A 24,615-nucleotide genomic window follows, 5' to 3' on the forward strand; every position below is an offset into this window, starting at 1 on the left:
TTTTAATTATTCATAAAAAAGAAAGATTCAAAGGTAGTAGAATTTTGCATATCATCTGTTACAATAATTTTCAAATCGTTTCTACCTTCTTTATATTTCTTTTCATCTAAACGATGAATTAGTTTTTTTGTTTTATAATCATATTCCATTAAAATCCATTCACCATTTAAATAGGCGTTATAAGTATCGATACCTGATAAATTATCGGCAATATAAACACTGATAGTTGATTGATTTTTTAAATTTTTTCCTTCCACAAAATTTACGTTATAAATTCGGGGAGCATCATAATCTTGAGACAATTTATAAGTTCCAAGAGCACGTGTGTATAGTTTAAAAGTGTTTCCTTTTCTATACGTTTTATTATAATCTAATTTATAACCATCAACGCCCGCAATGAATGTTTTGCTCAATTGCTCTTCAGTTAAACCTTGAACATCAGAAAAAGTAATGGTCATGTTTTTATATCCTGGAATTGATTCATCATGCAAATTTAACACACCTTCCTTTACATCAAAATCCATATAAAAATCTTCATAAAATGTATTTTCAGGAATAGATACTGAAACATTCTCTTTCGTATAATTATATTCATTTTTAGATTTTAAGAAATACTTCGTTTTCTTTTCAGATTTCTTAAAAACTATTTCTTGATTTCCATATTCAACAGGAATCGTTAACTGCACTTTATTTCCATGAAAATCATATAATTCGATTCTATAAGTATAAGTAACATTTGGCTGAACATTTATAATTCCGTTTGTTTTATTTGCCTTAACTATTGAAAGTGGAAATGGAATTTCTTGAAATAACTTTTGCACTCTTTGACGAAGTTTTCCATATCGTTGGTAGTCAATTAAACTATTTACAAAGCGAGATTCGTCAAATGCAAATTTTTCCAATTCATATTCATAATAAGAAACGCCATTTAAGTAGGCTTTTACTTTAAATAATCCGTTTTTATTATACTGATTTGTACAATAATCAAATGCGTTAATACCAAATCCTATTTTACCATTAGTAATAACTTTAGTGGCCAAATAATTTCCATCAGCTGTTTTATTAAAAGAAACAGCAATAGGATTTTGAGATTTATTAACCAAAGTACTATCAATTGGATACACCATAACACCTTGAATTTCTGGTTTTCTAGTATCGTTAGCCAACTTGTTGAATCCGAAATAAAGTGGATTAATAATTTTCTCAGATTTTGTGTCTCTAAACTCAAAATGTAAATGCGGCGCTCCACTACCACCAGAATTACCTGAAAAAGCAATAACATCTCCTTTTTTCACAGGAAGCTCACTTGGCATAGGAAACATTTCTACTTCAAATGATTTTTGAGCATATTGTTTTTGTTTAATATAAGAATTAATTGCACCATTTGCATTTTGCAAATGACCATAAACAGTCGTATATCCATTCGGATGAGTAATGTAAATTGCTTTTCCATAACCGAAAGAAGATATTTTAATTCTAGAAACATAACCATCAGCAACAGCATAAACATCTAATCCCTCTTTGCCATTCGTCTTTAAATCTAAACCCGAATGAAAATGATTACTTCTCAATTCCCCAAAAGAACCCGAAACATCAAGCGCTATAGGCAAAGGAGAAATAAAATCAGTTGGATAATCAACTTGACTATACACTGAAAAAGACAATAATAAAAGAGGTAAAAGTTTCATAATTTTAAATAAAAGATAAAAATAATAAAAATAATAGTACAAATATACATCAATCAAAAACCTTTCCATAACTAGTTATAAACCAAATTATTATAAAAAAAACACTTTTTTACATAAATTTTATTAAAAAGTATTGTAATTATTCAATACTAATGCTAAATTTGTAGAAATAGAAATGAATTTTATCATTCATGAAAGGATTATCAGAATTAATTGATTCTCTTGAAGTTAAATTTTTCAAGCTCAACAAAAAGTTAGTTGTGTTAGAGATAGAAAACCAAGAGTTGAAGCAAAAAATAGTAGTTTTTGAGAAAAATCAAGAACAACAATCAGAAGAATTAGTTGCTTTAAAAAGTCAAATTGAGAATCTTAGGATGGCAAACTCATTATTAGGCAGTGAAGAAAACAAAAGAGAAACAAAACTCAAAATAAATTCATTAATTCGCGAAATCGATTATTGTATAGCACAACTTTCAGATTAAAAAGGATGAAAGAAAAGTTAAAAATTAAATTATCAATTGCAGATCGAGTATATCCATTAACAATAGATAGCTCACAAGAAGAAGGACTAAGAAGTGCTTCTAAAAAAATTGATGAAATGATTAAACAATTTGAACAAAGCTATGCTGTAAGAGATAAGCAAGACGTATTAGCCATGTGCGCTTTACAATTTGCTTCGCAGGTTGAACAAAAACAAATTGAAGTGACAGAAGTGGAATCTTCATCAATTGTTCGATTAGAAAATTTAGATAAAAAACTGAGCGAGTTACTCTCAAAATAAATACGTTCTTACATATACATTAAGATACTGCCTACATTAGTATAATTTGATAAACTCAACACTAACAAATTAAAATGAGCGAATCTTCGTAACTATAGCAAGCCTTTAAGTAGGAAGCCTGAACTACGAGTTAGCTCAAAACTTGTCCTTTACGAGTTTATACAACACTCTAATGTAGGCTTTTTTTATATAAATTATTTAACTAAATTATGACACTAATATACATTATAATTGGAATTATAGCAGGACTTGCTGGAGGATTTGGAGTTGCTAAGGCATTAGAAAAAAGCAATGTTTCAAACCTTATTAAAAACGCTAAAAAAGAAGCCGGTTCCATTTTAAAAGACGCAAAAATAGATGCTGAAGGCCTTAAAAAAGACAAAATACTTCAAGCCAAAGAAAAATTCTTAGAATTAAAAACAGAACACGAACAAGTTATTTTATCTCGCGATAAAAAAATGGCTGAAGCTGAAAAAAGAACGCGCGATAAAGAATCTCAAATTTCTAGTGAACTTGCAAAAGCAAAAAAAGCAAGCGATGATTTTGACGAAAAAGTAACTGAATACAACTCTAAAATTGAAATTTTAGACAAAAAACAAACTGATTTAGATAGATTGCATAAAGGGCAGATTGAACAACTAGAAGTAATTTCTGGTCTTTCTGCTGAAGATGCTAAAAATCAATTGATGGAAAGTTTAAAAGCAGAAGCTAAAACCAAAGCAATGTCTTTCATACAAGACACAATGGAAGAAGCTAAAATGACTGCGCAGCAAGAAGCTAAAAAAATCATTATCAGTACAATTCAACGAGTAGGAACTGAAGAAGCTGTTGAAAACTGTGTATCTGTTTTCAATATTGAATCTGACGATGTTAAAGGTAGAATTATTGGTAGAGAAGGAAGAAACATTAGAGCTATTGAAGCTGCTACAGGTGTAGAAATTATTGTTGATGATACTCCAGAAGCAATTATATTATCTTGTTTCGACCCAGTAAGAAGAGAAATTGCTCGTTTAGCTTTACATAAATTAGTTACTGATGGACGTATACATCCAGCACGTATTGAAGAAATTGTAGCTAAAACACAAAAACAAATAGAAGAAGAAATTATTGAAACGGGTAAAAGAACTGTTATTGACTTAGGTATTCATGGTTTACACCCAGAATTAATTAAAATTGTAGGTAGAATGAAGTATCGTTCTTCTTACGGACAAAATTTACTACAACACTCAAGAGAAGTTTCAAACCTTTGTGGAATTATGGCTGCTGAACTTGGCTTAAATGTTAAGTTAGCTAAAAGAGCTGGATTATTACATGATATTGGTAAAGTGCCAGATACAGAAAGTGAATTACCTCACGCATTATTAGGTATGCAATGGGCTGAAAAATATGGTGAAAAAGAAGAAGTTTGCAACGCTATTGGTGCTCACCATGATGAAATAGAAATGAAATATTTAATTTCTCCTATTATTCAAGTTTGTGATGCTATTTCTGGAGCAAGACCTGGAGCAAGAAGACAAGTATTAGATTCTTATATTCAACGTTTAAAAGATCTAGAATCTGTTGCTTTTGGATTCCAAGGAGTTAAAAACGCATACGCAATTCAAGCAGGTAGAGAGTTAAGAGTAATTGTAGAAAGTGAAAAAGTAAGCGACGAAATGGCTGCTACTTTATCTTTCGACATTTCTCATAAAATTCAAACAGAAATGACTTATCCTGGTCAAGTTAAAATTACTGTAATTAGAGAAACTAGAGCAGTTAATATTGCGAAGTAAAACTAATAACTATAAATACAAAAACGCATTAATTTATTTTAATGCGTTTTTTTTTATGTAAAAATTCTACTTTAAGAAATCTAACTTCTCATAACTGAAATCCTATTTTCTAGGGTGAAAATTATTGATAACTTCGGTAAGAAATTTTCTGTCTAAATGCATGTAAATTTCTGTAGTAGTAATAGATTCGTGTCCAAGCATTAATTGTATAGACCTTAAATCGGCACCATTTTCAAGTAAATGCGTTGCAAAGGAATGCCTAAAAGTATGCGGACTTATGGTTTTGTTTAAACTAATCTTTATAGCTAAATCTTTAATGATTGTAAAAATCATAGCTCTTGTTAACTGTTTCCCTCTTCTGTTTAAAAACAAAGTATCTTCATGTCCTTTTTGAATTTGAAGATGAGATCGCACATGCTCTTTATATAAAAGAATGTATTTTTCAGTACTATCGCCTATTGGAACAAAACGTTGCTTATTACCTTTTCCGGTAACTTTAATAAAACCCTCTTCAAAAAATAAATCAGATATTTTAAGACATACCAATTCTGAAACTCGCAAACCACAACTGTAAAGCGTTTCTAACATTGCTCTATTTCGTTCGCCTTCTGGCTTAGACAAATCAATAGTAGCTATTAAAGAGTCTATTTCGGCAGTTGAGAGCGTATCTGGAAGCTTTCTTCCTGTTTTTGGTACTTCTATAAGTTCCATTGGAGTATCTACTCTATAATCTTCAAAAATTAAGTAATTGAAAAAACTCTTTAAACCCGAAATAATCCTAGATTGGCTTCTTGCATTTACTTTGGAAGACAATTCATATATAAATTGCTGAACAATTTCTTCTGAAATATTCACAGGTGTAACCTCAATATTATTTGAAACTAAAAAAGCAATGAGTTTCTCAATATCAAAAGAATAATTTTCAACAGTATTAGCCGCTAAGCCTCTTTCTAACTTTAGATAATTTTTATATTCTTTTAAATACGATTGCCAATTACTCATAATCCAAAAGTACAAATTATTCTAAACAAAAAAATCCCGCCGAGGCGAGATTTTAAAACCTATATCTTTTTAACCTTAAAATCTAATTCCTAAGCCTATTTGTAAATTAGAGTTTTTAATATTATTGTCTGAATCAGTATTACCTATTTCAACTAAACCACCAGAATATCTAATGTTTGTAAAAATTGAATCGGTAAAGTCATAATTCATTCCCAAAGCAAAACCTAAATCAGTTGATTTAATTAAATCTTTAATGTCTTCAGTTTCTGAACCTAAAGAAGAATTTTTTAATTTTAATTTTGCAGAAGTTAAAAACCCAATGTATGGACCAGCTTCTAATGAAAATTTATCAGCCGCTTTGTATTTAAACATTACTGGAACGTTGATGTAATTTAACTTCATTGTTACGTCAAAATTATAACCGCCATAAAATAAATGACTCTTAGAACCCTGAGCAGAATATAAAATTTCTGGTTGAATAGAAAATGTTTCCGTTAAAGCAATTTCAGTAAAAAAACCAACTGAATATCCAACTAACGTATTTGCATCGCCAGCATCATCGCCCAAAATGTTAGCCAAGTTTAAACTAGCCTTAGCACCAAATTTTGGCTTAGCAGTCATTTTAGCATCAACATCCTGTGCATTAACAGAAATAACGCTAAAAACAAACAGAATAATTAAAGAAAAGTACTTCATTTTTTTAATTTTTTAAAACTTTGGCAAATATAAATAAAAGATCAATAGAGCGCTTAAGAAAAAACTCATAAATCATAAAATATAAAATATAATTAGTACAAATTATTCTAAACAAAAAAATCCTGCCGAAGCAGGATTTTTAATTTTATGTGTGTACAAATTAGAATTTGTAACCAACTGCTAAACCAATGTTAGAAGTTTTTGCATCAGCATCACCAAAAGTATCAGAATCTAATACATTAGACATACCTAATGAATATCTTAAAGACACATTAATTGCTTCAGTTACATCATAACCAGCTCCTAAGTTAAAAGCTAAATCAGTAGATGAAAAACCATCTTTAACATCTACTCCATCATATTTAGCTGACATTAAAAAACCAATTTGTGGTCCTGCCTCTAAACTTAATTGCTCAGTAACAAAATACTTAGCCATAACTGGAATTAAAAGATAATTCATATCCCAATTAGCATTATCATCTTTTGCACCTAGCATAGAGTATAATAATTCTGGTTGAACTGCAAATTTGTCAGAAAGTTTAATTTCAGCAAATCCACCAACAAAAAATCCAACTTTTGAATCTGTTGTTGCATCACCAGTAAGGTTTGACATATTCAAACCAGCTTTAGCTCCAAATTTAGTTCCTCCTGTTGAAGTTGTTCCTTCTTGAGCATTAGCAAATGTAAATCCTAAAACTGCAATAGCAGTAAATAATACTTTTTTCATGTTTTGTTTAGTTTAATTTATAAACAAATATAATAAAATTTAAATTTCTTGCAAAAATATATAAAAACAAAAAAATCCCGCCGAAGCGGGATTTTTAATTTTATGTGTGTACAAATTAGAATTTGTAGTTCACTCCAAAGCTAATAGCTCTTAAGTCAGCACCTAATCCAAAAGTATTAGTTGAATCAACTCCTGAACCACCACCATTATCATTAGAAGTGTACCCTAATCCAGCCCATGTAGCTTCGATAGAGAAGTTAGAAGATACGAAATAGCTTAAACCTAATCCTAATCCTAATCCCATTTCGTTTTCTTGATAATCTGCTAATTTGTTATCCCATGTAGTGTAATCAAAACCTAATTCACCAAATAAAGAGAACTGAGAAGCTGGAGTCATGTAGTAACGTCCAAAAGCACCAACAGTTAATCCTGACATATCAGCAGTATCAAAACTACCATTTTCTGCTTTATAAGAAGTATAACCTAATTTACCTCCAATTGCAATGTTTTCTGTTACGAAGTAACCAAATTTTGGCTCAATTTCGAATCCAGATGATTTAACATCTCCTTCTTTTTCAGAACCAATAGATACAGCTCCTGACATAAACATATCTCCTTGTGCAAAACCTCCTGTTGAAGTTGTTGCTTCTTCTTGTGCGTTAGCAAATCCAAATGCGAATAATGCTGCTGCTGTAAATAATACTTTTTTCATGTTTAGTTTAATTTTAAAGTTATGGGACAAATTTATATTATTTTTTTTAACCAATTAACAAAAAAAAGCATTTTATCAACATACTTATTAACAAAATAGCTCTTATTTACTGGTGTTTAGAGAGTTACAACAACACGCTCACCCTTATTTCACTATACAAAACAACGTTTTTTAAAACCATAGTTATTAACAATTGTTAACAACTATTTGATTACTAGCATTTTCCGAAAATCGGTAAAAATTGCACTTCGTCGATTTTTATACTAAAAACAACTTAAATGCGTTTACAACTCAAAACAATACATATATATGAAAAAGGTTATTTTTACGTTTATGCTACTTGGTATAGGAATACTGGGTACAAATGCACAAACTGTTAAATTTGGTGTGAAAGCAGGTTTAAATTATGCCAACTTTACTGGATCTGATGTTCAAACAGATGCTATTACAAGTTATCATGCAGGAATAGTCTCAGAAATTAACCTTGCAAAATCTTTTTCCATTCAACCAGAGTTATTGTATTCTACACAAGGTGCATCTTATGAAAATGCAATTGACGAATATAAAAATGAGTTAGGCTACATTTCTTTACCAGTAATGTTAAAAGTGTATTTATCAGATTCCTTTTCATTAGAACTTGGTCCGCAAGCATCTTTCTTGTTAAATAAAAAGGACGAATTTAATTTAAATGATTACAATACATTCGATTTTAGCGCTAATGCTGGCATAGGTTTAAAAATAACTGACACATTATTTGCGCAAGCACGTTACTCGCTTGGATTAACCGAAATCTCTAAAAATGCCGATGCTAAAAACAGCGTTGTTCAAGTCTCACTTGGTATAATGTTTTAATTTTTCTTAAACTTTTACAAAAACCATTCTTAAACGAATGGTTTTTTTTATTTTTACACAAAAGCAATTCAAATGAAAATAATAATCATTAATGGTCCTAATTTAAACTTATTAGGCAAACGAGAACCTGAAGTATATGGTTCCACTTCGTTTGATGACTATATAAAAGTATTGACTCAAAAATACGCTAATGTTAATCTAAGTTATTACCAAAGCAATATAGAAGGTGAATTGATTACTAAAATCCAGGAAGTAGGATTTGAATATGAGGGTATAATTTTAAATGCTGGAGCATATACACATACATCAATTGGAATTGGAGATGCAATAAAAGCAATTACAACTCCAGTTATTGAAGTACATATTTCTAATACCTTTTCAAGAGAAACTTTCAGACATCAATCTTATATTTCTCCAAATGCAAAAGGAGTTATTATAGGTTTTGGATTAAAAAGCTATGATTTAGCAATAGAAGCTTTCTTATAATACAACCATTTTAATCTAAACCTCGTCTTTAAAACAAACAACAGCATTATAATATGAAATATTTTTACACTTTGTTATTTAGTATCGTTTCTATTACTCTTTTTGGTCAAATAAAAGGAACCGTTACCGATATAGAAGGAAATCCATTGCCATTTGTAAATATATATGTAGAGAATACATATACAGGTACTACTACAAATGAATTGGGTAAATATGAATTAAGCTACACTACGAGTAATAAAGTTAATGTATTGTTCCAATATCTTGGGTATAAAACCCAAAAACAACATCTCGAAATTAATTCATTTCCATACATATTAGATGTTCAGCTAGTAGAAGAAAATTTTTCATTAAATGAAGTTGTAGTTACTAATGGAATAAACCCAGCTGACGAAGTAATTAAAAAAGCTATTAAAAATAAAAAAACAAACAGTGCTAAAACGGATAAGTTTGAAGCTGACTTTTACTCTAGAGGAATATTCAAAGCAAAAGATATTCCCAAAAAATTTATGGGTGTAGAAATTGGAGATCTTGAAGGAAGTTTAGATTCTACCAGAAGTGGTGTTATCTATTTATCGGAAACCGTTTCTAAAATAAAATTTGAAAAACCCGATAACTTAAAAGAAGAAATCATAGCTTCAAAAGTTGCGGGAGATGATAATGGATTTAGTTACAACACTGCTTTAAATACTAATTATGATTTTTACGATAACTATGTAGATTTTGGCATTAAAATGATTTCGCCTATTGCGGATAATGCGTTTAATTATTACAAATACAAACTAGACGGAACTTTTTATGACGACAAAAATCAGTTGATTAATAAAATTGCTGTTTCGGTAAAAAGAGATAAAGAACCTGTTTTTGAAGGATACATATACATAGTAGAAGATACTTGGGCTATTTACGGAGTAGATTTAGACCTTAAAGGTTATAGAATGCAACAGCCTATTTTAGAAACAATGAAGTTGATTCAAAATTTTAGTTTCAATAAAAACAATAATTTATGGGTTAAAAACATACAATCGTTAGATTTTGATGCTGGAATTTTTGGAATGAAGTTTACCGGTAAATTTACTTATGTTTTTAGTAATTATAAATTCAAAGATGCTTTTGAGAAGAAAACATTTGGTAACGAAATTGTTTCTTTTGCTGAGAATGCTAATAAAAAAGAAGATGCATATTGGGCCAACTTTAGACCAGTTCCTTTAACTGAAGAAGAGACTAGTAGTTATTTTAAAAAAGATAGTATTCAAATAGTTAGAAAATCGCAAACCTATTTAGATTCTATAGATGCAAAAGGAAATAAATTTAAACTTCCGAAAATAATTACAGGCTACACCTATAAAAATACATTTAAAAATTGGAGGTTTAATTATCAAGGTCTTTTAAATTTTTCATCATTAAGTTTCAATACTGTTCAAGGTTGGAATTTAGACAGTGGCTTTTCATTTAGAAAATGGAACGAAGAAACTGGTAAGTTTACAAGTATATCATCAACATTTAATTATGGTTTTGCAGAAGATAGACTGAGAGTTAAAGCTCGTTTTTATCATCGATTTAATAATAAAAACTATGCAAACATTTCTCTTACTGGCGGAAGCGGCATTGAGCAAATTAACAACAACGAACCTATTTCTTCATTAATAAATTCTTTGAGTACGTTGATGTTTAAAAACAATTTCATGAAATTGTATAATAAAGAATTTGTGAAGGCAAATTTTGGCATGGAAGTTACCAATGGTATTTTCATGAACAGTAGTTTAGAATATGAAAAGCGTCATGCTTTACTTAACAATACCGATTATACATTTATAAAGTCCGATGATGTTTACAGTTCAAATAATCCGTTAGACCCTACAAATGAGTTTAGCATTCCCTTTGCACCTCATCACATTATGAAGTTTAATGTTGGGACTCGAATTTTATTCGATCAAAAATACATTTCTCGCCCAGATGGAAAATTAAACGTACCAAATGAAAATTACCCTGTTTTGAGTTTTAATTACGAGAAAGCGTTTTCGGCAACAAATTCAAATTATACTTATGATTTTGTTTCAGGAAGAGTAGACTATGATAAATCTATAGGGAATAAAGGTAAATTTGCCTTACGAGTAAACGCAGGTAAATTCTTTAACGCTGATAATATTTCATTTATAGATTATAAACATTTTAATGGAAATCAAACTCACGTTAACTTTAGAGGTAATTACTTAAATGCTTTTAATTTACTTCCCTATTATTCAAATTCAACTAACGATTCTTACATAGAAACACATGTAGAACATAATTTTAAAGGATATATTATGAATAAAATTCCTTTATTGAATAAACTACAATGGAACTTAATAGGAAGTTTCAATCAAATAAATGTTCCAAACACAAAACCGTATCAAGAATTCAGTGTTGGTTTTGACAATATTGGTTTTGGAAAATTTAGATTTTTAAGAATCGATTATGTAAGAGCTTATCAAAACGGATACTTAGGAGATGGCGTAATGTTTGGTATTCAATTTTAAACGTTAAATTATTATTTTTTTGTATTTTAGTTCCTAACTATTCGAAAAACAAACATTATGTCGACTACAAAACCAAGTACATTTTTTTGGATTATAAGTGTTATTGCACTTATATGGAATCTTATGGGAGTAAACCAATACATTCAACAAGCTTATATGACCGATAGCTTTAAAGCCATGTATACCGAAGAGCAATTAGCAATGATAACTTCATCTCCGTCATGGGTAATTGCCGTTTTTGCAATTGCAGTATTTGGAGGTTTTTTGGGAGCATTGGCTTTACTTTTAAGAAAAAAAGTAGCAACTATTTTATTTACAATCTCTTTAATTGGAATTATTGCACAAATGTACCACAACCTTTTTGTTATTGATTCCGTAGCAATTTACGGACCAGGAGCAGCAATAATGCCCGCAATGATATTGGCATTTGCACTATTCTTACTGTGGTATTCTAAATTTGCTGATAAAAAAAATTGGCTATCGTAGTTTAAACAAATTTAAACAGACCCATTAAAAACTTAATGGGTTTTATTTTATAAAAACATCATAACCAAATCGCAGTAAAGTAACGGCTACAATTACCAAAAAGAAAACACGTATAAATCCGTTTCCTTTTGAAATAGCAAGTCTTGCGCCTATAAAAGCACCTGTTGCATTACAAACTGCCATAGGAATTGCAATTGCCCAAACAATTTTTCCTTTTATAACAAATAAAGTAATGGAACCAATATTGGTTGCCAAATTAACCAATTTAGCATTTGTAGAAGCTTGTAAAAAATCAAAACCTAAGATACCTACAAAAGCCATGATTAATAAACTTCCGGTTCCAGGACCAATAAAACCATCGTAAAAACCTATTAAAATGCAAATAATAACGGCATAAGTATATTTTCGTTTAGTTGATAAAGAACTAATTTCAAATTGTCCAAAATCTTTTTTTACGTAAGTATAAACAAGAAGTAAAACCAATATAACAAATAGAACAGGCTTCATAAAATCGTTTTGCATTACATTTAATAAACTAGAGCCTATAAACGCAAATACAAATGAAACCAAAGCCATTACCCCAAATAGTTTCCAGTCGACCTTTACTTTTTTAAGGTATTGAATAGATGCAATACTTGTTCCACTAAAACCAGGAATTTTAAGTGTTCCAATAATCGAAGCTACACTTAAATTAGGCAATGCAATTAATGCCACTGGAGTTTGTATTAACCCTCCACCGCCAACTATAGCATCCACAAAGCCAGCTACAAAAGAAGCAACGCAAAGTAAAACTAAAATATACGTTTCTATTTCCATTTAATCATAGTTTCTATTATTTTGAGAAAACAAAAAATATCATTATGAGATGCTTCCTTCGTCAGTAGGACAAAACTAAGCAATAAAAAAAGCTAAATCCATTACTGAATTTAGCTTTATATATAAAAATTATATTTGATTAAACACGAACAATACTTGCCCCTAAAGCAGTTAAACGCTCTCCTATTCTTTCGTATCCTCTATCAATTTGTTCAATATTTTGAATAGTACTTGTTCCTTTAGCAGAAAGTGCAGCAATTAGCAATGAAATACCAGCTCTAATATCTGGTGAAGACATTGTTGTTGCTTTTAATTGCGATTGGAAATTATGACCAATAACAATTGCTCTATGTGGATCACAAAGAATAATTTTTGCTCCCATATCAATTAACTTATCTACGAAGAACAAACGGCTTTCAAACATTTTTTGGTGAATTAAAACTTCACCTTGTGCTTGTGTAGCAACAACTAAGACAATACTCAATAAATCAGGTGTAAAACCTGGCCATGGAGCATCTGAAACAGTTAAAATAGAACCGTCAATATCTGTTTTTATTTGGTATCCATCAGTATGAGCAGGGATAAAAATATCATCTCCTCTTTTTTCTAAAGTAATACCTAGTTTTCTAAATACATTAGGTATTTGTCCTAAGTTATTCCAGCTTACATTTTTAATTGTAATTTCACTTCTTGTCATAGCCGCAAGACCAATCCAAGAGCCTATTTCAATCATATCAGGTAAAATTCTGTGTTCGCAACCACCTAACTCTTCAACACCTTCAATAATTAATTTATTAGATCCTACTCCCGATATTTTTGCTCCCATAGAGTTTAACATACCACAAAGTTGTTGTAAATAAGGCTCACAAGCTGCATTATAGATAGTAGTTAAACCTTCTGCTAAAACTGCTGCCATAACGATATTAGCTGTTCCTGTAACAGAAGCTTCATCTAATAACATATAAGCTCCTTTAAGCCTTCCTGTGTTTTCTACACCGTAAAAATGGTCTTCTCTATTGTATCTAAATTTTGCACCTAAATTGATGAACCCCTCAAAATGAGTATCTAATCTTCTACGTCCAATTTTATCTCCTCCTGGTTTTGGAATATACCCTTTACCAAAACGAGCTAATAAAGGTCCAACTATCATGATAGAACCTCTTAAAGAACCACCTTCTTTTTTAAATGCTTCTGTTTCAAGATAATTTATATTAACATCATCAGCTTGAAAAGTATAAGAGCCTTGCCCATTTTTTTGAATCTTAACCCCTAAATTACCTAATAAAGTAATCAGTTTATTTACATCAATAATGTCTGGAATATTATTTATTGTAACTTTTTCTGAAGTTAACAAAACGGTACACAAAACCTGTAAAGCTTCATTTTTAGCACCTTGAGGTGTAATTTCCCCTTTTAATTGTTTTCCTCCTTCTATTTGAAATGTTCCCATGAACTAGTATTATTTACGTTTAATATTTTTTGGATTTACCACTTTCTTTTTATGGATAGTTTTAGTTGAAGATCCATAATTTGACTTGTTTGACATTTTTTTATTCACTTTCATCAAATTATGCGTTTGTGAAAGTTCTTCATTAGACTTCGCTAAATTTATCTTACCGCCTGAAAGCTCTAATAAGTGTTTAAAAATAGCCTCATCTTCAACAGTATCTTTGTTCCAACTTAAATAGCTTTTTTTCATATGATTAGCGATAACTAATACTAATGCATTTTTAAGTTCTCCTTCTTCCCATTTATTAGCGACATCAATCATGTACTTGATATTGTTTCCATAATAACGGTACTTCGGAAAGTTTTGAGGATAAGCCAATTTATCTGGTCTTTTGGTCAACAATTCTCTTGAAGGAATAGGATATGGAGAATCAACATCTAAATTAAAATCGGCCATAATAAATAACTGATCCCATAATTTATGTTGAAAGTCAGCAACATCTCTAAGGTGAGGATTTAATGTGCCCATTACCGAAATAATGTAATTAGCTGCTTTATTCCTTCTATCTCTATCTTCAATAACAACCATTTGGTCAACTAATTTTTGCAAATGTCTTCCATACTCTGGTATTATTAAATCAGATCTTAAAGAATTATATTCTAAATTACTAACTGCCTGTTCTGCTTTAAAATTCATATTTTTATAATGAAATTATTCCTTCAATTGTAGATAATTCTTGATATTTCTCGATAACATGTTCAGGGTTTTTCATTTGAACACTAATAGAAATACTTGCGTATTTTCCTGTTTTAGATTTTTTACTTTTTATTACCGCTCCCATGTTGTTAAAAGCTTCTTCAATTGTTTCTACTTTTTGTTTATCTGAAGGTACGATAAATTTGTATAAATATTCTGAAGGCCAAATAGAAGTATTCGTTAACTCGTCTTTTAACCTTACATAAAACTCTTCTGTTTTCTTATCCATCTTCCTGTCTTTAAAGTAGCAAATATACTTTTTTATGTTAATAAATACTATTTTGAAAATGCTTAATATAGATAAAATACGGCTCATTTTTAAAAAAAACTTACTTTTGCGTTTTATATTTAGTTTAGAATGAAAAATGAAATTATAGTTTTAATAGGCGGGCCAAGTTCTGGAAAATCAACTTTAATAAATGAGTTGACAAAAAACGGACATACTTGTTTCCCTGAAATATCAAGAGAAATCATAAAAAAGGCACAAGAAGATGGCATAGACCAATTGTTTCTTGAGAACCCAATGCTTTTTAGTGAATTACTTTTAGAAGGAAGAAAAAAACAATATATTGATGCTCAAAATCATCCATCAAATATCATTTTTATTGATAGAGGTTTGCCAGATGTAGTTGCTTACATGGACTTTATTGGCGATTCTTATCCTGCGGTTTTTACAGAAACATGTGCTAATCATAAATACACAAATGTTTTTATGCTTCCGCCATGGAAAGAAATTTACACTAGTGACGAAGAGCGATATGAATCATTTGAACAAGCCCTAGAAATTCACAATCATTTGGTGAAAACTTATGAGAATTTCGGCTATCAAATTACAGAAGTTCCAAAAGACACTGTTGAAAAAAGAGCCGCTTATATTCTTGAACGAATTTAATTACCGCTACGTTAATGTCAAATGAAGCCTTATTAATACTCCAAAAACATTGGAAACACGAAAAGTTTAGACAACCTCAAGAACAGATTATTCAAAATGTTTTAGAAGGTAAAGATACGCTTGCACTTTTACCAACCGGAGGTGGAAAATCAATTTGTTTTCAAGTTCCCGGAATGATGCTTAATGGTATTTGTTTGGTAATTTCACCTCTAATTGCATTAATCAAAGATCAAGTTGAAAATTTAGAAAAAAAGAACATTAAATCCATTGCATTATTAGGCGGAATTTCACAGAGCGAAACAAGTGACTTACTTGACAATTGCGAATTTGGAAACTATAAATTCTTGTATTTATCTCCTGAAAGAATTCAGCAAGATTGGATCTTAGAAAGAATAAAAAGGTTGCCAATAAATTTAATAGCTATTGACGAAGCACATTGTGTAAGTCAATGGGGACATGATTTTAGACCAGCTTATCTTAAGATAAATGTCTTAAAAGAGCATTTTAGTAAAACACCATTTATAGCGCTAACAGCTTCTGCTACCTCAAGAGTTCAAAAAGATATTATTGAGAATTTAAAACTAGATAACACTACTATTTTTACAAGTTCTTTTAAAAGAGATAACCTTGCTTATCATGTCGTTTTAACAGAAGACAAACTTCATAAAATTGAACAAATACTAAACAAGAATAAACAATCTTCTATTATTTATGTTCGAAATAGAAGATCTTGTATTGAAACATCAGAAAACTTAAACAAACTTGGTTATTCAAGTACGTTTTATCATGGAGGATTGTCTGTAAAAGATAAAAACTCAAACATGAAAAAATGGATGAATAATGAATGCCAAATTATGGTTGCTACCAATGCTTTTGGAATGGGGATTGACAAACCCGATGTCAAAACCGTTATTCACATTCAATTACCTGAGAATATTGAAAATTATTACCAAGAAGCAGGAAGAGCAGGAAGAAATGAAGAAAAGGCATTTGCAATATTGATTACAAGTCCTGGCGATATTGAAACTGCAAAAAATCAATTCATAGAGGTTTTACCAAATAAGAATTATTTAAAAGACGTTTACCATAAATTAAATAGTTATTTTCAAATAGCCTATGGAGAAGGTTTTAATTCAAAATTTTCATTTAATTTGAATCAGTTTTGCAATCAATACAAGTTACCAGTAATGAAAACTTATAATTCTTTACAGTTTTTAGATCGACAAAGCATTATTACACTTAATTCCGAATTTACAGAAAAAACAAGCATTCAATTTATACTAGAAAGTAAAGAAGTAATTAGATACATGAGCCTTCACAGAAATGAAGAAGAAATAATTACTAATATACTTCGAACATACACTGGTATTTTTGATATTGAAACAACTATTAATACTGTTTTAATTGCCAAAAAATCAAGTGTTACTGAAAAAGAAGTGCTAAAAACTTTAGAAAACTTAGAGCAAAATGGCTGTATTATTATTTCTAAATTAAATAATGACAGTAGTATTACATTTAATGAAATAAGAGAAGACGATTTAACTATTAATAGAGTTTCTAAATATCTAGAAAATCAAAATAACCTAAAAATAAATCAATTTAAGGAAGTTATTCACTATATTAATAATGAGCAATGCAAAACCAATTTCATCTTAAATTATTTTGATGAAAAGACTAATGAAAATTGTGCAATGTGCTCTTATTGTATGTCTTTAAAAAAAAGTGACATAAATTTAATTCAGCAACAAATTATAGAGCTCATTCAAAAAACTCCTATTTCTTCTCGTGAAATTGAAAACCAATTATCATTTTCAACAAAGGAAATCTTAAATGCCATTCAGGTTTTATTAGAATCAGAAAAAATTAAAATCAACAAAATAAATCAATACACGCTTATATAATGGAAAAGTTAAAAATTGTATTCATGGGAACTCCAGAGTTTGCAGTAGGAATTTTAAATACTATTTGTCAAAATAAATTTGAAGTTGTTGGTGTAATAACCGCTGCCGACAAACCTGCTGGGAGAGGACAAAAAGTAAGTACAAGCGCTGTGAAAGATTATGCTGTAGCAAACAACCTTAGGCTTCTACAACCTGTAAACCTTAAAGATGAAGCTTTCATTGAAGAACTTCAATCGCTTAATGCAAATTTATTTGTAGTTGTGGCATTTAGAATGCTACCTGAAATAGTTTGGAAAATGCCAAAACTAGGGACATTTAACCTTCATGCATCATTACTTCCTCAATACAGAGGAGCAGCACCAATTAACTGGGCAATTATAAATGGAGAAGAAAAAACAGGAGTAACTACATTTTTCATTGATGACAAAATTGATACTGGCGCAATGATTCTTCAAGCAGAAACCCCAATTTCTCAAAATGAAACTGCAGGTGAACTACATGATAGACTTATGGAACTAGGATGCGTTACTGTTTTAGAAAGTTTAAACATAATTGAAAACGGAAATGCTAAACCTAAGCAACAAGATGATAGCTTAATTACAAAAACAGCATATAAATTAAATAAAGACAATTGTAAAATTGACTGGGATAAGCCTGGCAAAGAAATTCACAACCACATTAGAGGCTTATCGCCTTATCCGGCTTCATGGACTATTTTAAAAGACGATGATAACGAATGGAACATCAAAATATATGAATCATCCTTCTCAGAAGAAGAGCATGAACATAAAATAGGAACTGTTATAACCACTAAAAAAGAGCTAACAATTGCTGTTAAAAATGGAATGCTTTCAATAAAAGTATTGCAACTTCCTGGAAAGAAAAAAATGAAAACTCATGAATTATTAAACGGTGTTCAATTGTCTCAAAATGCAATAGTAATCTAACCCTTGAAAACACTAGTACTCACGGAAAATATTAAAAAACAATAAATGTTATTAACATTTACCCTGTTTTATTAACATTTCAACCTAAAAACACACTAAACACTTGCGTAATTCAGTTATACTACTAAATTTGTAAAGAATTAAATAAGTTTAACCAAATATAAATAACTTTATTATGAACAAATCAGAATTAATCGATGCAATGGCAGCTTCTGCTGGAATTACAAAAGCAGCTGCTAAATTAGCTTTAGAGTCTTTTTTAGAGAACGTAGGTGGAACACTTAAACAAGGTGGAAGAGTATCATTAGTAGGTTTTGGATCTTGGTCAGTTTCTAACAGAGCTGCAAGAGATGGTAGAAACCCACAAACTGGTAAAACTATCAAAATCGCTGCTAAAAATGTAGTAAAATTTAAAGCTGGTGCTGATTTAGACGGAGCTGTAAATAACAAATAATTAACTATTATTTTTATAGAAAAAAGTCCTGCAAAATGCAGGACTTTTTTATTTGAACCTTTTTTTCTTGATTTTGTAAACAATTTTCGATAATTTTAATAAAAAATACTGCGACTATGATTTCAGTTTTACCAAAAAAAGGACATTTACTTATAGCTGAACCTACAAATATTGGTGATAATTCATTTAATCGCTCAGTAATTTTATTGACTGAACACAACAAAGATGGCTCTGTAGGTTTCATTTTGAACAAGCCTTTAAGATTTAAGGTCAGCGATTTAATTCCTGAGATTAAAATTCCTTTTAAAATATACAATGGAGGCCCTGTTGAACAAGATAACGTATATTTTATTCATAATGTACCTGAACTAATCTCTGGAAGCATAGAAATTGCTGATGGAATTTTTTGGGGGGGAGATTTTGAAACTGCAAAAAACTTAATTAATCAAGAAAAAATTTCTAAAAAGAACATTAGGTTCTTTTTAGGATATAGTGGCTGGGATAAAAGACAATTAGACCGAGAACTTAAAGAAAATTCATGGATAATTATACAGAATGATCTTAAAAGTAAGGTAATTGCAAAATCAACTCAAGATTTTTGGAAAGAAAAAATAAAAGAACAAGGCGGTGATTATATCTTATATTCAAATGCTCCTGAAGACCCAAACCTTAATTAAGCCTTATTTTAGCATTTAACCTTGTTATTAACTTAGCGGCTGTTAATGATGTAAACTCTTTTTTACGGTACTTAGAAATCGATTGAACACCCATAATAACATTCGTTATAAACAATTCGTCAGCTTTTTGTAAATCAAAAGGAGAAATTGACTTTTCAACAAGCTTTACATCTTCCATTTTTGAAGCAATTTCAATAATTTGCTTTCTCATAATACCATTCAAACAACCATCAGATAATGGTGGCGTTATCAATTCACCATTTAAAAGCATGAAAATATTACCTTGTAAAGCTTCAATAACATTTTTATCGTCATTTAAAAGCAAACAATTATCGTATCCGTTCTCATTAGCAAAAATACTCCCTGTTATTTGAACCATTTTATTATTGGACTTCAAAGTAGACATCAATTGTTTAGTTACATAAGAATCCTTAAACAATTCCACTTCATAAGCAGAATTATTGGTTGAATACATTGCATTTTCTAATTTTGAAATAGTAATGACAAACTCCGTTTCATTTGTTTTTGGCAAATAAAAACCATCTCCCGATCTAAATACCGAAAACCTTACTCTACAGTCATTATCAATATTAGTTGATGAATTCAGAAGATTTAACACTTGATTTTCAAAATATTCCATTGTAAAATCCATAGGAATTTCCATTCTACAAATACGCATAGAAGCCATTAATCTAAAATAATGATCTTCTAAAAATAACACTTTGTTATTGACCACTTTCATAGTCTCAAAAACACTGTCTCCAAACAAGAAACCCCTATTGTTTTCAATCAATAAATTACTTGAATCTTGTATTGTACCGTTAAAATTTACCATAAAAAAAGTCCCGCTTTTAATGCGGGACAAATATAAGTTATTAATTGGTTTTATTAAACTGAACCTAATACTTGTTTTAAGTCAGATATTTGATTTTCCCATAATAATTTAGATTCTTCAACTTCATCTTCTTCAGCAAAATCAATTATAACAATAGAAACATCTTTAGTGATTTCATCTTCTTCAATTTTAATCTCAAAAAAATACTCACTATCACTTCCATCTTCATCAAGCCATCTGAATTTAATTCTCTCACCTGTACGCTTAGAAATCAACTTAGCCTTTTCTTCAGAATCATTCCAAATAAATGTAAAAAACTCTCCACGAGAATTTACGTTATCTGCAAACCACTCTGATAAACCAGACGGAGTTGATATGTAATTATAAAGCATTGAGGTTGAGGCGTGTATTGGGAATTCTAATTCGTATCTTATTTTATCACTCATTGTATATTCATTTATTTTGGAAATATAGAAATTAAATTGAAAATACAAAAACAAAAAAGACTATTTTTTTTTAAAAAGAATGTTTGTTTAAAATAGAAATAGTTTTATATTTGCACCCGCATTGAGAGAGATACTTAGTGCAACATAATGGCGAGATAGCTCAGTTGGTTAGAGCGCAGGATTCATAACCCTGAGGTCCCGAGTTCAAATCTCGGTTTCGCTACAAGGCAAATCTTTTGCAAATCAACGGTTTAGTGTACTCTAAACCGTTTTTTTATGTCTAAATATTTTTTAGTTTTACAAACAGTACACGATTTAGGTAATAATTCATTCAAAAAAAGAATGATCAAAAGTAAATTTTCTGTGACTAAAATCTTAACAGAGAATGATTAAAAATGATTTAAAAAAAATATGGGTTTGTGGTTTTAGCTCTAAGTAACTTCTTTTAACTTCAAAACGTGAATATTGTTAACTTGCCGCAAAAAAAAGAGTTAAGAATTTCGAGAGATACTTATATGGAAAAATATTAAAAATGAAAACTAAGTTAAGGATAGCATCAATATTAGAAGCAAATAGTCTAGACTTTCCAATTACTGGTTTTCAAACTTTTGATTTATCAGCATTAAACCTTGCAACTGATCTCGATTTTCAACTACCAACTAATGTAAGATTGGGCCATTTGGCTGAAAAAGTTGTTTCTGAATTAATTAAATCATCTACCAACTTTAAAGTGTTATATGAAAATGTTCAGATAATTGAAGACAAAAAAACTATAGGCGAAATTGATTTTATTATTGAAAATAAAATCACAAAGCAAATAACCCATATCGAGTTAGCCTACAAGTTTTATTTATTTGACCCAAACATTTCTTCGGAACCTTTAAATAATTGGATTGGACCAAATAGGAATGATTCTTTAAAAGAGAAATTAGAAAAATTAAAAACAAAACAATTTCCTTTACTATACCATAACTGTGCTAAACCACAATTTGATACTATAGAAATTGACGGAGTTTCTCAAGCGTTATGTTTATTAGTTTCATTGTTTATTCCTTATGAACACAAAGCAAGTTTTAATCCTATCTATGAAAAAGCCATAAAAGGCTACTATTTAAATATTGAAACATTTATTAGCCATGATAATCCAGGGAAAACCTACTATATACCTTCAAAAAAGGAATGGGGAATGGAACCATCCGAAAATAAAATTTGGACAGACTTTAATGGAATAGAAAAACACATTAGCACAAGTATCAAAGAAAAACAAGCCATATTATGTTGGCAAAAATATAAAAATTCATATTTTTCTTTTTTTATTGTTTGGTGGTAGATTTAGGGAAAGATTTGATTACAGAAAAAAACAGATGTAGTCACTACAAGTCTTCTTCTTCAACATCTGAGTTATTGAATTTATTCACTACTAGTGGAACAGCGAACTGTAAAAGGTCTCCGATTAGTTTTTTTCTAGGATTTTTAGACTTTCCTATGATAATTTTTTTAGAAAAGTAACCAACTACAAAACTGGTTATAGTGCTTATAATTGCTTTTTTATTTAAAGTGGTATTATGGTAAACCTCAAAAAAACTTTGTTTTAATAGATTAGAAGGTCTTGCACTATCTATAAGACATGCATATTGCTCTTGTAATGCTACTAATTCTAGTTTTCTTTTTCCTTCTAGTATTGCTATTTTTTCATAAAGCAATACTGATTGGTTTTTTTTACTCATATCCATTCGTATTAATATCGGTGTCATTTTCACTTGTTTTTGACTCCAATAGCTTCTTAATTACTAAATTATTTACGGGCGTTTTGATAAAGTAATCTTTGTTTAAATAAACAATGATTCCAACGATGAGATAAAATCCAGAAATCACAAAAAAGCCCATTGCCATGTTGTTAAAAACATCGCCTAACCAAAGGGCAATTCCTATGTTTATAAACATAGTAAATATTGCAGCAATTATTATCATTATCAATGATACTGCAAGTGAAGATATAATATCCGTAGTTTTATCAATGGTTTTTAATTTGACTAATTCTAAAGTTGTTTTAGAATACTGTTCTGCCTTTTGATAAAGTTTATCAATGTTTGTTGCAATATTTTCCATTATGTCAGAGGTAGTAAAATTAATTTAAATGATTCTATTTACTTTTCTCAAGCTTTTCTTTAGAATTCAAAGAACTTGTCTCTGTGTTTGAAGTTAAACTTTTATATTTATCTTCAATGCTTGACACTAATTCATTTAAACTATCTTGAACATTCTCTTTTAGCTCATCTGTTTTTTTTGAGATTTTTTTTCTTGTGTTTACTCCTTTATCAGGCGCAAACAAAATTCCCAATACGGCTCCTGCCGCTAGTCCTCCTAAGACTCCTAAAATTACATTTTTTGATTTCATAATACTATTGTTTTAAATTAATATTGGTTAATAAAATGGGGAAAACTTGTTTTTATTCCCTTCTCTGAAGTTACAAAAAAAATACCATAAATCATAGTTTTTAATGAGTAAACATAAATAGGGATCTAAACGAGATGTAAAACTAATTCTGATTATTTTTTTTAAATGATTTATTATTCTTATCTTCATAAGAAATAAATGTTATGACATTTGCTAACACTGATAAAGAAATAACGCTGATTTATAATTCCGAAGAACACATTGGTCGGCAGATTTTAGCTTATGCTCAAATCGAAAACATACCTATTCACGACATAGATTTAGCACATATGAAATTAACCACTACGCATTGGGCTGAATTAGCGTTTAGAATGGGGATTAATATACGCGATTTAGTGAATACTGAGGGAGCTAACTTTTTGCAAAAATTTGGACGTATGGATCAACTATCAGACGATGATTGGTTAAAATTATTAGTACATAATCCTAGCATATTAAAAGCACCTATTGTTATGAAGGGTCAAAAAATAATCATGATGAGTAACCCACAAGAAATGCTTTATTTTGTTAAGTAAAGCATATAAAAAAAGCTGTAAACACAAGTAATTAAAGCTTGTGTTTTTTTATTGCATTTATGCTAACCAATCTAAAATTTAATAAAAAAATTGCGAAAATGTGGTTTACCACAAACAACCGAATTAAATAAAATGTAATTTTGCAGATTAATACTACAAAAAACATTTATTATTATGGTGAAAAAAATCACAAGTTTAGGTTTAGCAATTAGCTTTCTTTTATTATCAAGTTGCGCAAGTATTGTCAGTAAGAGCAACTACCCTATCTCTATCAACAGCTCTCCTTCAGAAGCAAAAATCTTAATTACTAACAAAAAAGGAGTAGAAGTTTATTCTGGAAATACACCAGCAACTTTAGAATTAAAATCAGGATCTGGCTTTTTTGGTAAAGCTCAGTATCAAGTAAAATTCACTAAAGATGGTTATGAATCGAAAACTGTTCCTGTATATTTTAAATTAGATGGTTGGTATTTTGGAAACATACTTCTTGGTGGACTTATAGGAATGCTAATTATTGACCCTGCAACTGGAGCAATGTATAAATTAGATACTGAATTTTTAAACGAAACATTAAGCAGGTCAACTGTAAATATTGAAAAAGACGGATTTAAAGTGTATTCAATTAATGAAATTCCAACTGAATGGAACAAACATTTAGTTACAATTGAATAATTGATTATAATTTATAATTTAGGCAATACTAGAATCACTAACTTTGATGCATTACCAATAAATGTATTGTATAAA

Annotated in this window: 29 protein-coding genes and 1 tRNA gene; 16 read left to right on the forward strand and 14 right to left on the reverse strand. The window is 29.7% G+C overall.

Annotated elements, in window-relative coordinates; all coding sequences use genetic code 11:
* Positions 1-2: 2 nt before the first annotated feature.
* Positions 3-1,688 (reverse strand): M23 family metallopeptidase, encoded by a 1,686-nt coding sequence (locus UXY25_RS02375; RefSeq protein WP_320814399.1) that lies wholly within the window; start codon positions 1,686-1,688, stop codon positions 3-5.
* 191 nt (positions 1,689-1,879) lie between these two features.
* Here UXY25_RS02375 and UXY25_RS02380 point away from each other — a divergent pair, with 191 nt between their 5' ends.
* The 3 genes from UXY25_RS02380 to rny all read left to right on the forward strand — a co-directional run bounded on the left by UXY25_RS02380 (position 1,880) and on the right by rny (position 4,241).
* Positions 1,880-2,170, forward strand: a complete 291-nt coding sequence (locus UXY25_RS02380; protein ID WP_320814400.1) for a hypothetical protein — start codon at positions 1,880-1,882, stop codon at positions 2,168-2,170.
* 5 nt (positions 2,171-2,175) lie between these two features.
* Positions 2,176-2,469, forward strand: a complete 294-nt coding sequence (locus tag UXY25_RS02385; protein WP_320814401.1) for a cell division protein ZapA — start codon at positions 2,176-2,178, stop codon at positions 2,467-2,469.
* A 209-nt stretch (positions 2,470-2,678) separates the two neighbouring features.
* Positions 2,679-4,241, forward strand: coding sequence for a ribonuclease Y (rny, locus tag UXY25_RS02390; protein WP_320814402.1), 1,563 nt, complete (start codon positions 2,679-2,681; stop codon positions 4,239-4,241).
* Between the two features lie 102 nt (positions 4,242-4,343).
* Here the strand turns inward: rny and xerD are convergent, their stop codons facing one another.
* The 4 genes from xerD to UXY25_RS02410 all read right to left on the reverse strand — a co-directional run bounded on the left by xerD (position 4,344) and on the right by UXY25_RS02410 (position 7,378).
* A complete protein-coding gene (xerD, locus tag UXY25_RS02395) occupies positions 4,344-5,243 on the reverse strand; it encodes a site-specific tyrosine recombinase XerD (protein WP_320814403.1) in 900 nt (299 codons plus the stop codon).
* Positions 5,244-5,318: 75 nt separating this feature from the next.
* A complete protein-coding gene (locus UXY25_RS02400; RefSeq protein WP_320814404.1) occupies positions 5,319-5,939 on the reverse strand; it encodes a porin family protein in 621 nt (206 codons plus the stop codon).
* 160 nt (positions 5,940-6,099) lie between these two features.
* Positions 6,100-6,666 (reverse strand): porin family protein, encoded by a 567-nt coding sequence (locus UXY25_RS02405; RefSeq protein WP_320814405.1) that lies wholly within the window; start codon positions 6,664-6,666, stop codon positions 6,100-6,102.
* 115 nt (positions 6,667-6,781) lie between these two features.
* Positions 6,782-7,378 (reverse strand): outer membrane beta-barrel protein, encoded by a 597-nt coding sequence (locus UXY25_RS02410; protein ID WP_320814406.1) that lies wholly within the window; start codon positions 7,376-7,378, stop codon positions 6,782-6,784.
* Between the two features lie 309 nt (positions 7,379-7,687).
* On the opposite strand from UXY25_RS02410, the gene UXY25_RS02415 reads away from it, so the two are divergent.
* The 4 genes from UXY25_RS02415 to UXY25_RS02430 all read left to right on the forward strand — a co-directional run bounded on the left by UXY25_RS02415 (position 7,688) and on the right by UXY25_RS02430 (position 11,721).
* Positions 7,688-8,230 carry a porin family protein gene (locus UXY25_RS02415; RefSeq protein WP_320814407.1) on the forward strand — a complete coding sequence of 181 codons (543 nt, stop codon included), beginning with the start codon at positions 7,688-7,690 and terminating at the stop codon, positions 8,228-8,230.
* 72 nt (positions 8,231-8,302) lie between these two features.
* Positions 8,303-8,716 carry a type II 3-dehydroquinate dehydratase gene (gene aroQ / locus UXY25_RS02420; protein WP_320814408.1) on the forward strand — a complete coding sequence of 138 codons (414 nt, stop codon included), beginning with the start codon at positions 8,303-8,305 and terminating at the stop codon, positions 8,714-8,716.
* Between the two features lie 53 nt (positions 8,717-8,769).
* Positions 8,770-11,235, forward strand: a complete 2,466-nt coding sequence (locus UXY25_RS02425; protein WP_320814409.1) for a DUF5686 and carboxypeptidase regulatory-like domain-containing protein — start codon at positions 8,770-8,772, stop codon at positions 11,233-11,235.
* A 57-nt stretch (positions 11,236-11,292) separates the two neighbouring features.
* Positions 11,293-11,721, forward strand: a complete 429-nt coding sequence (locus UXY25_RS02430) for a hypothetical protein (protein ID WP_320814410.1) — start codon at positions 11,293-11,295, stop codon at positions 11,719-11,721.
* A gap of 42 nt (positions 11,722-11,763) precedes the next feature.
* Here UXY25_RS02430 and UXY25_RS02435 read toward each other — a convergent pair whose 3' ends face one another.
* The 4 genes from UXY25_RS02435 to UXY25_RS02450 form a co-directional block, all read right to left on the reverse strand.
* Positions 11,764-12,531 (reverse strand): sulfite exporter TauE/SafE family protein, encoded by a 768-nt coding sequence (locus UXY25_RS02435; RefSeq protein ID WP_320814658.1) that lies wholly within the window; start codon positions 12,529-12,531, stop codon positions 11,764-11,766.
* 145 nt (positions 12,532-12,676) lie between these two features.
* Complete coding sequence (gene murA, locus UXY25_RS02440; protein ID WP_320814411.1) at positions 12,677-13,987, reverse strand: UDP-N-acetylglucosamine 1-carboxyvinyltransferase; 1,311 nt, start codon at positions 13,985-13,987, stop codon at positions 12,677-12,679.
* A gap of 9 nt (positions 13,988-13,996) precedes the next feature.
* Positions 13,997-14,683, reverse strand: coding sequence for a DUF4290 domain-containing protein (locus UXY25_RS02445; RefSeq protein ID WP_320814412.1), 687 nt, complete (start codon positions 14,681-14,683; stop codon positions 13,997-13,999).
* A 4-nt stretch (positions 14,684-14,687) separates the two neighbouring features.
* The gene (locus tag UXY25_RS02450; protein WP_320814413.1) at positions 14,688-14,972 is read right to left on the reverse strand and encodes a DUF493 family protein; all 285 of its coding nucleotides are present in this window, start codon (positions 14,970-14,972) and stop codon (positions 14,688-14,690) included.
* 129 nt (positions 14,973-15,101) lie between these two features.
* On the opposite strand from UXY25_RS02450, the gene UXY25_RS02455 reads away from it, so the two are divergent.
* The 5 genes from UXY25_RS02455 to UXY25_RS02475 all read left to right on the forward strand — a co-directional run bounded on the left by UXY25_RS02455 (position 15,102) and on the right by UXY25_RS02475 (position 19,614).
* Positions 15,102-15,635, forward strand: coding sequence for an ATP-binding protein (locus tag UXY25_RS02455; RefSeq protein ID WP_320814414.1), 534 nt, complete (start codon positions 15,102-15,104; stop codon positions 15,633-15,635).
* A 14-nt stretch (positions 15,636-15,649) separates the two neighbouring features.
* Positions 15,650-17,536 carry an ATP-dependent DNA helicase RecQ gene (locus UXY25_RS02460; protein WP_320814415.1) on the forward strand — a complete coding sequence of 629 codons (1,887 nt, stop codon included), beginning with the start codon at positions 15,650-15,652 and terminating at the stop codon, positions 17,534-17,536.
* Positions 17,536-18,483, forward strand: a complete 948-nt coding sequence (gene fmt, locus UXY25_RS02465; protein ID WP_320814416.1) for a methionyl-tRNA formyltransferase — start codon at positions 17,536-17,538, stop codon at positions 18,481-18,483. The genes UXY25_RS02460 and fmt overlap by 1 nt, the downstream gene beginning before the upstream one ends.
* Before the next feature lie 175 nt (positions 18,484-18,658).
* Positions 18,659-18,937 carry an HU family DNA-binding protein gene (locus tag UXY25_RS02470; RefSeq protein ID WP_320814417.1) on the forward strand — a complete coding sequence of 93 codons (279 nt, stop codon included), beginning with the start codon at positions 18,659-18,661 and terminating at the stop codon, positions 18,935-18,937.
* A 116-nt stretch (positions 18,938-19,053) separates the two neighbouring features.
* Positions 19,054-19,614, forward strand: a complete 561-nt coding sequence (locus UXY25_RS02475; protein WP_320814418.1) for a YqgE/AlgH family protein — start codon at positions 19,054-19,056, stop codon at positions 19,612-19,614.
* On the opposite strand, the gene UXY25_RS02480 is transcribed toward UXY25_RS02475, so the two are convergent.
* Complete coding sequence (locus UXY25_RS02480) at positions 19,607-20,449, reverse strand: aminotransferase class IV (RefSeq protein ID WP_320814419.1); 843 nt, start codon at positions 20,447-20,449, stop codon at positions 19,607-19,609. The two genes, UXY25_RS02475 and UXY25_RS02480, sit on opposite strands and share 8 nt — an antisense overlap.
* Before the next feature lie 53 nt (positions 20,450-20,502).
* Positions 20,503-20,895 (reverse strand): START-like domain-containing protein, encoded by a 393-nt coding sequence (locus UXY25_RS02485; protein ID WP_320814420.1) that lies wholly within the window; start codon positions 20,893-20,895, stop codon positions 20,503-20,505.
* Between the two features lie 149 nt (positions 20,896-21,044).
* On the opposite strand from UXY25_RS02485, the gene UXY25_RS02490 reads away from it, so the two are divergent.
* Both UXY25_RS02490 and UXY25_RS02495 read left to right on the forward strand, forming a co-directional pair.
* Positions 21,045-21,118, forward strand: a tRNA-Met gene (locus tag UXY25_RS02490).
* 309 nt (positions 21,119-21,427) lie between these two features.
* Positions 21,428-22,225, forward strand: coding sequence for a DUF1853 family protein (locus tag UXY25_RS02495; protein WP_320814421.1), 798 nt, complete (start codon positions 21,428-21,430; stop codon positions 22,223-22,225).
* A 43-nt stretch (positions 22,226-22,268) separates the two neighbouring features.
* Here UXY25_RS02495 and UXY25_RS02500 read toward each other — a convergent pair whose 3' ends face one another.
* From UXY25_RS02500 to UXY25_RS02510, 3 genes are read right to left on the reverse strand one after another with little or no spacing between them, the layout of a single operon-like run.
* Positions 22,269-22,649 (reverse strand): hypothetical protein, encoded by a 381-nt coding sequence (locus UXY25_RS02500; RefSeq protein WP_320814422.1) that lies wholly within the window; start codon positions 22,647-22,649, stop codon positions 22,269-22,271.
* Positions 22,615-23,004, reverse strand: a complete 390-nt coding sequence (locus UXY25_RS02505) for a hypothetical protein (RefSeq protein WP_320814423.1) — start codon at positions 23,002-23,004, stop codon at positions 22,615-22,617. The genes UXY25_RS02500 and UXY25_RS02505 overlap by 35 nt, the downstream gene beginning before the upstream one ends.
* A gap of 34 nt (positions 23,005-23,038) precedes the next feature.
* The gene (locus UXY25_RS02510) at positions 23,039-23,293 is read right to left on the reverse strand and encodes a YtxH domain-containing protein (RefSeq protein WP_320814424.1); all 255 of its coding nucleotides are present in this window, start codon (positions 23,291-23,293) and stop codon (positions 23,039-23,041) included.
* A 203-nt stretch (positions 23,294-23,496) separates the two neighbouring features.
* Between UXY25_RS02510 and UXY25_RS02515 the strand changes: the two genes are divergently transcribed.
* Entirely contained in the window at positions 23,497-23,868 is a 372-nt protein-coding gene (locus UXY25_RS02515) for an arsenate reductase family protein (RefSeq protein WP_320814425.1), read from the forward strand.
* Between the two features lie 174 nt (positions 23,869-24,042).
* A complete protein-coding gene (locus UXY25_RS02520; RefSeq protein WP_320814426.1) occupies positions 24,043-24,540 on the forward strand; it encodes a PEGA domain-containing protein in 498 nt (165 codons plus the stop codon).
* Positions 24,541-24,615 lie beyond the last annotated feature (75 nt).

The sequence above is a fragment of the Flavobacterium sp. genome (assembly GCF_034111225.1).
Taxonomy (GTDB): Bacteria; Bacteroidota; Bacteroidia; order Flavobacteriales; family Flavobacteriaceae; genus Flavobacterium.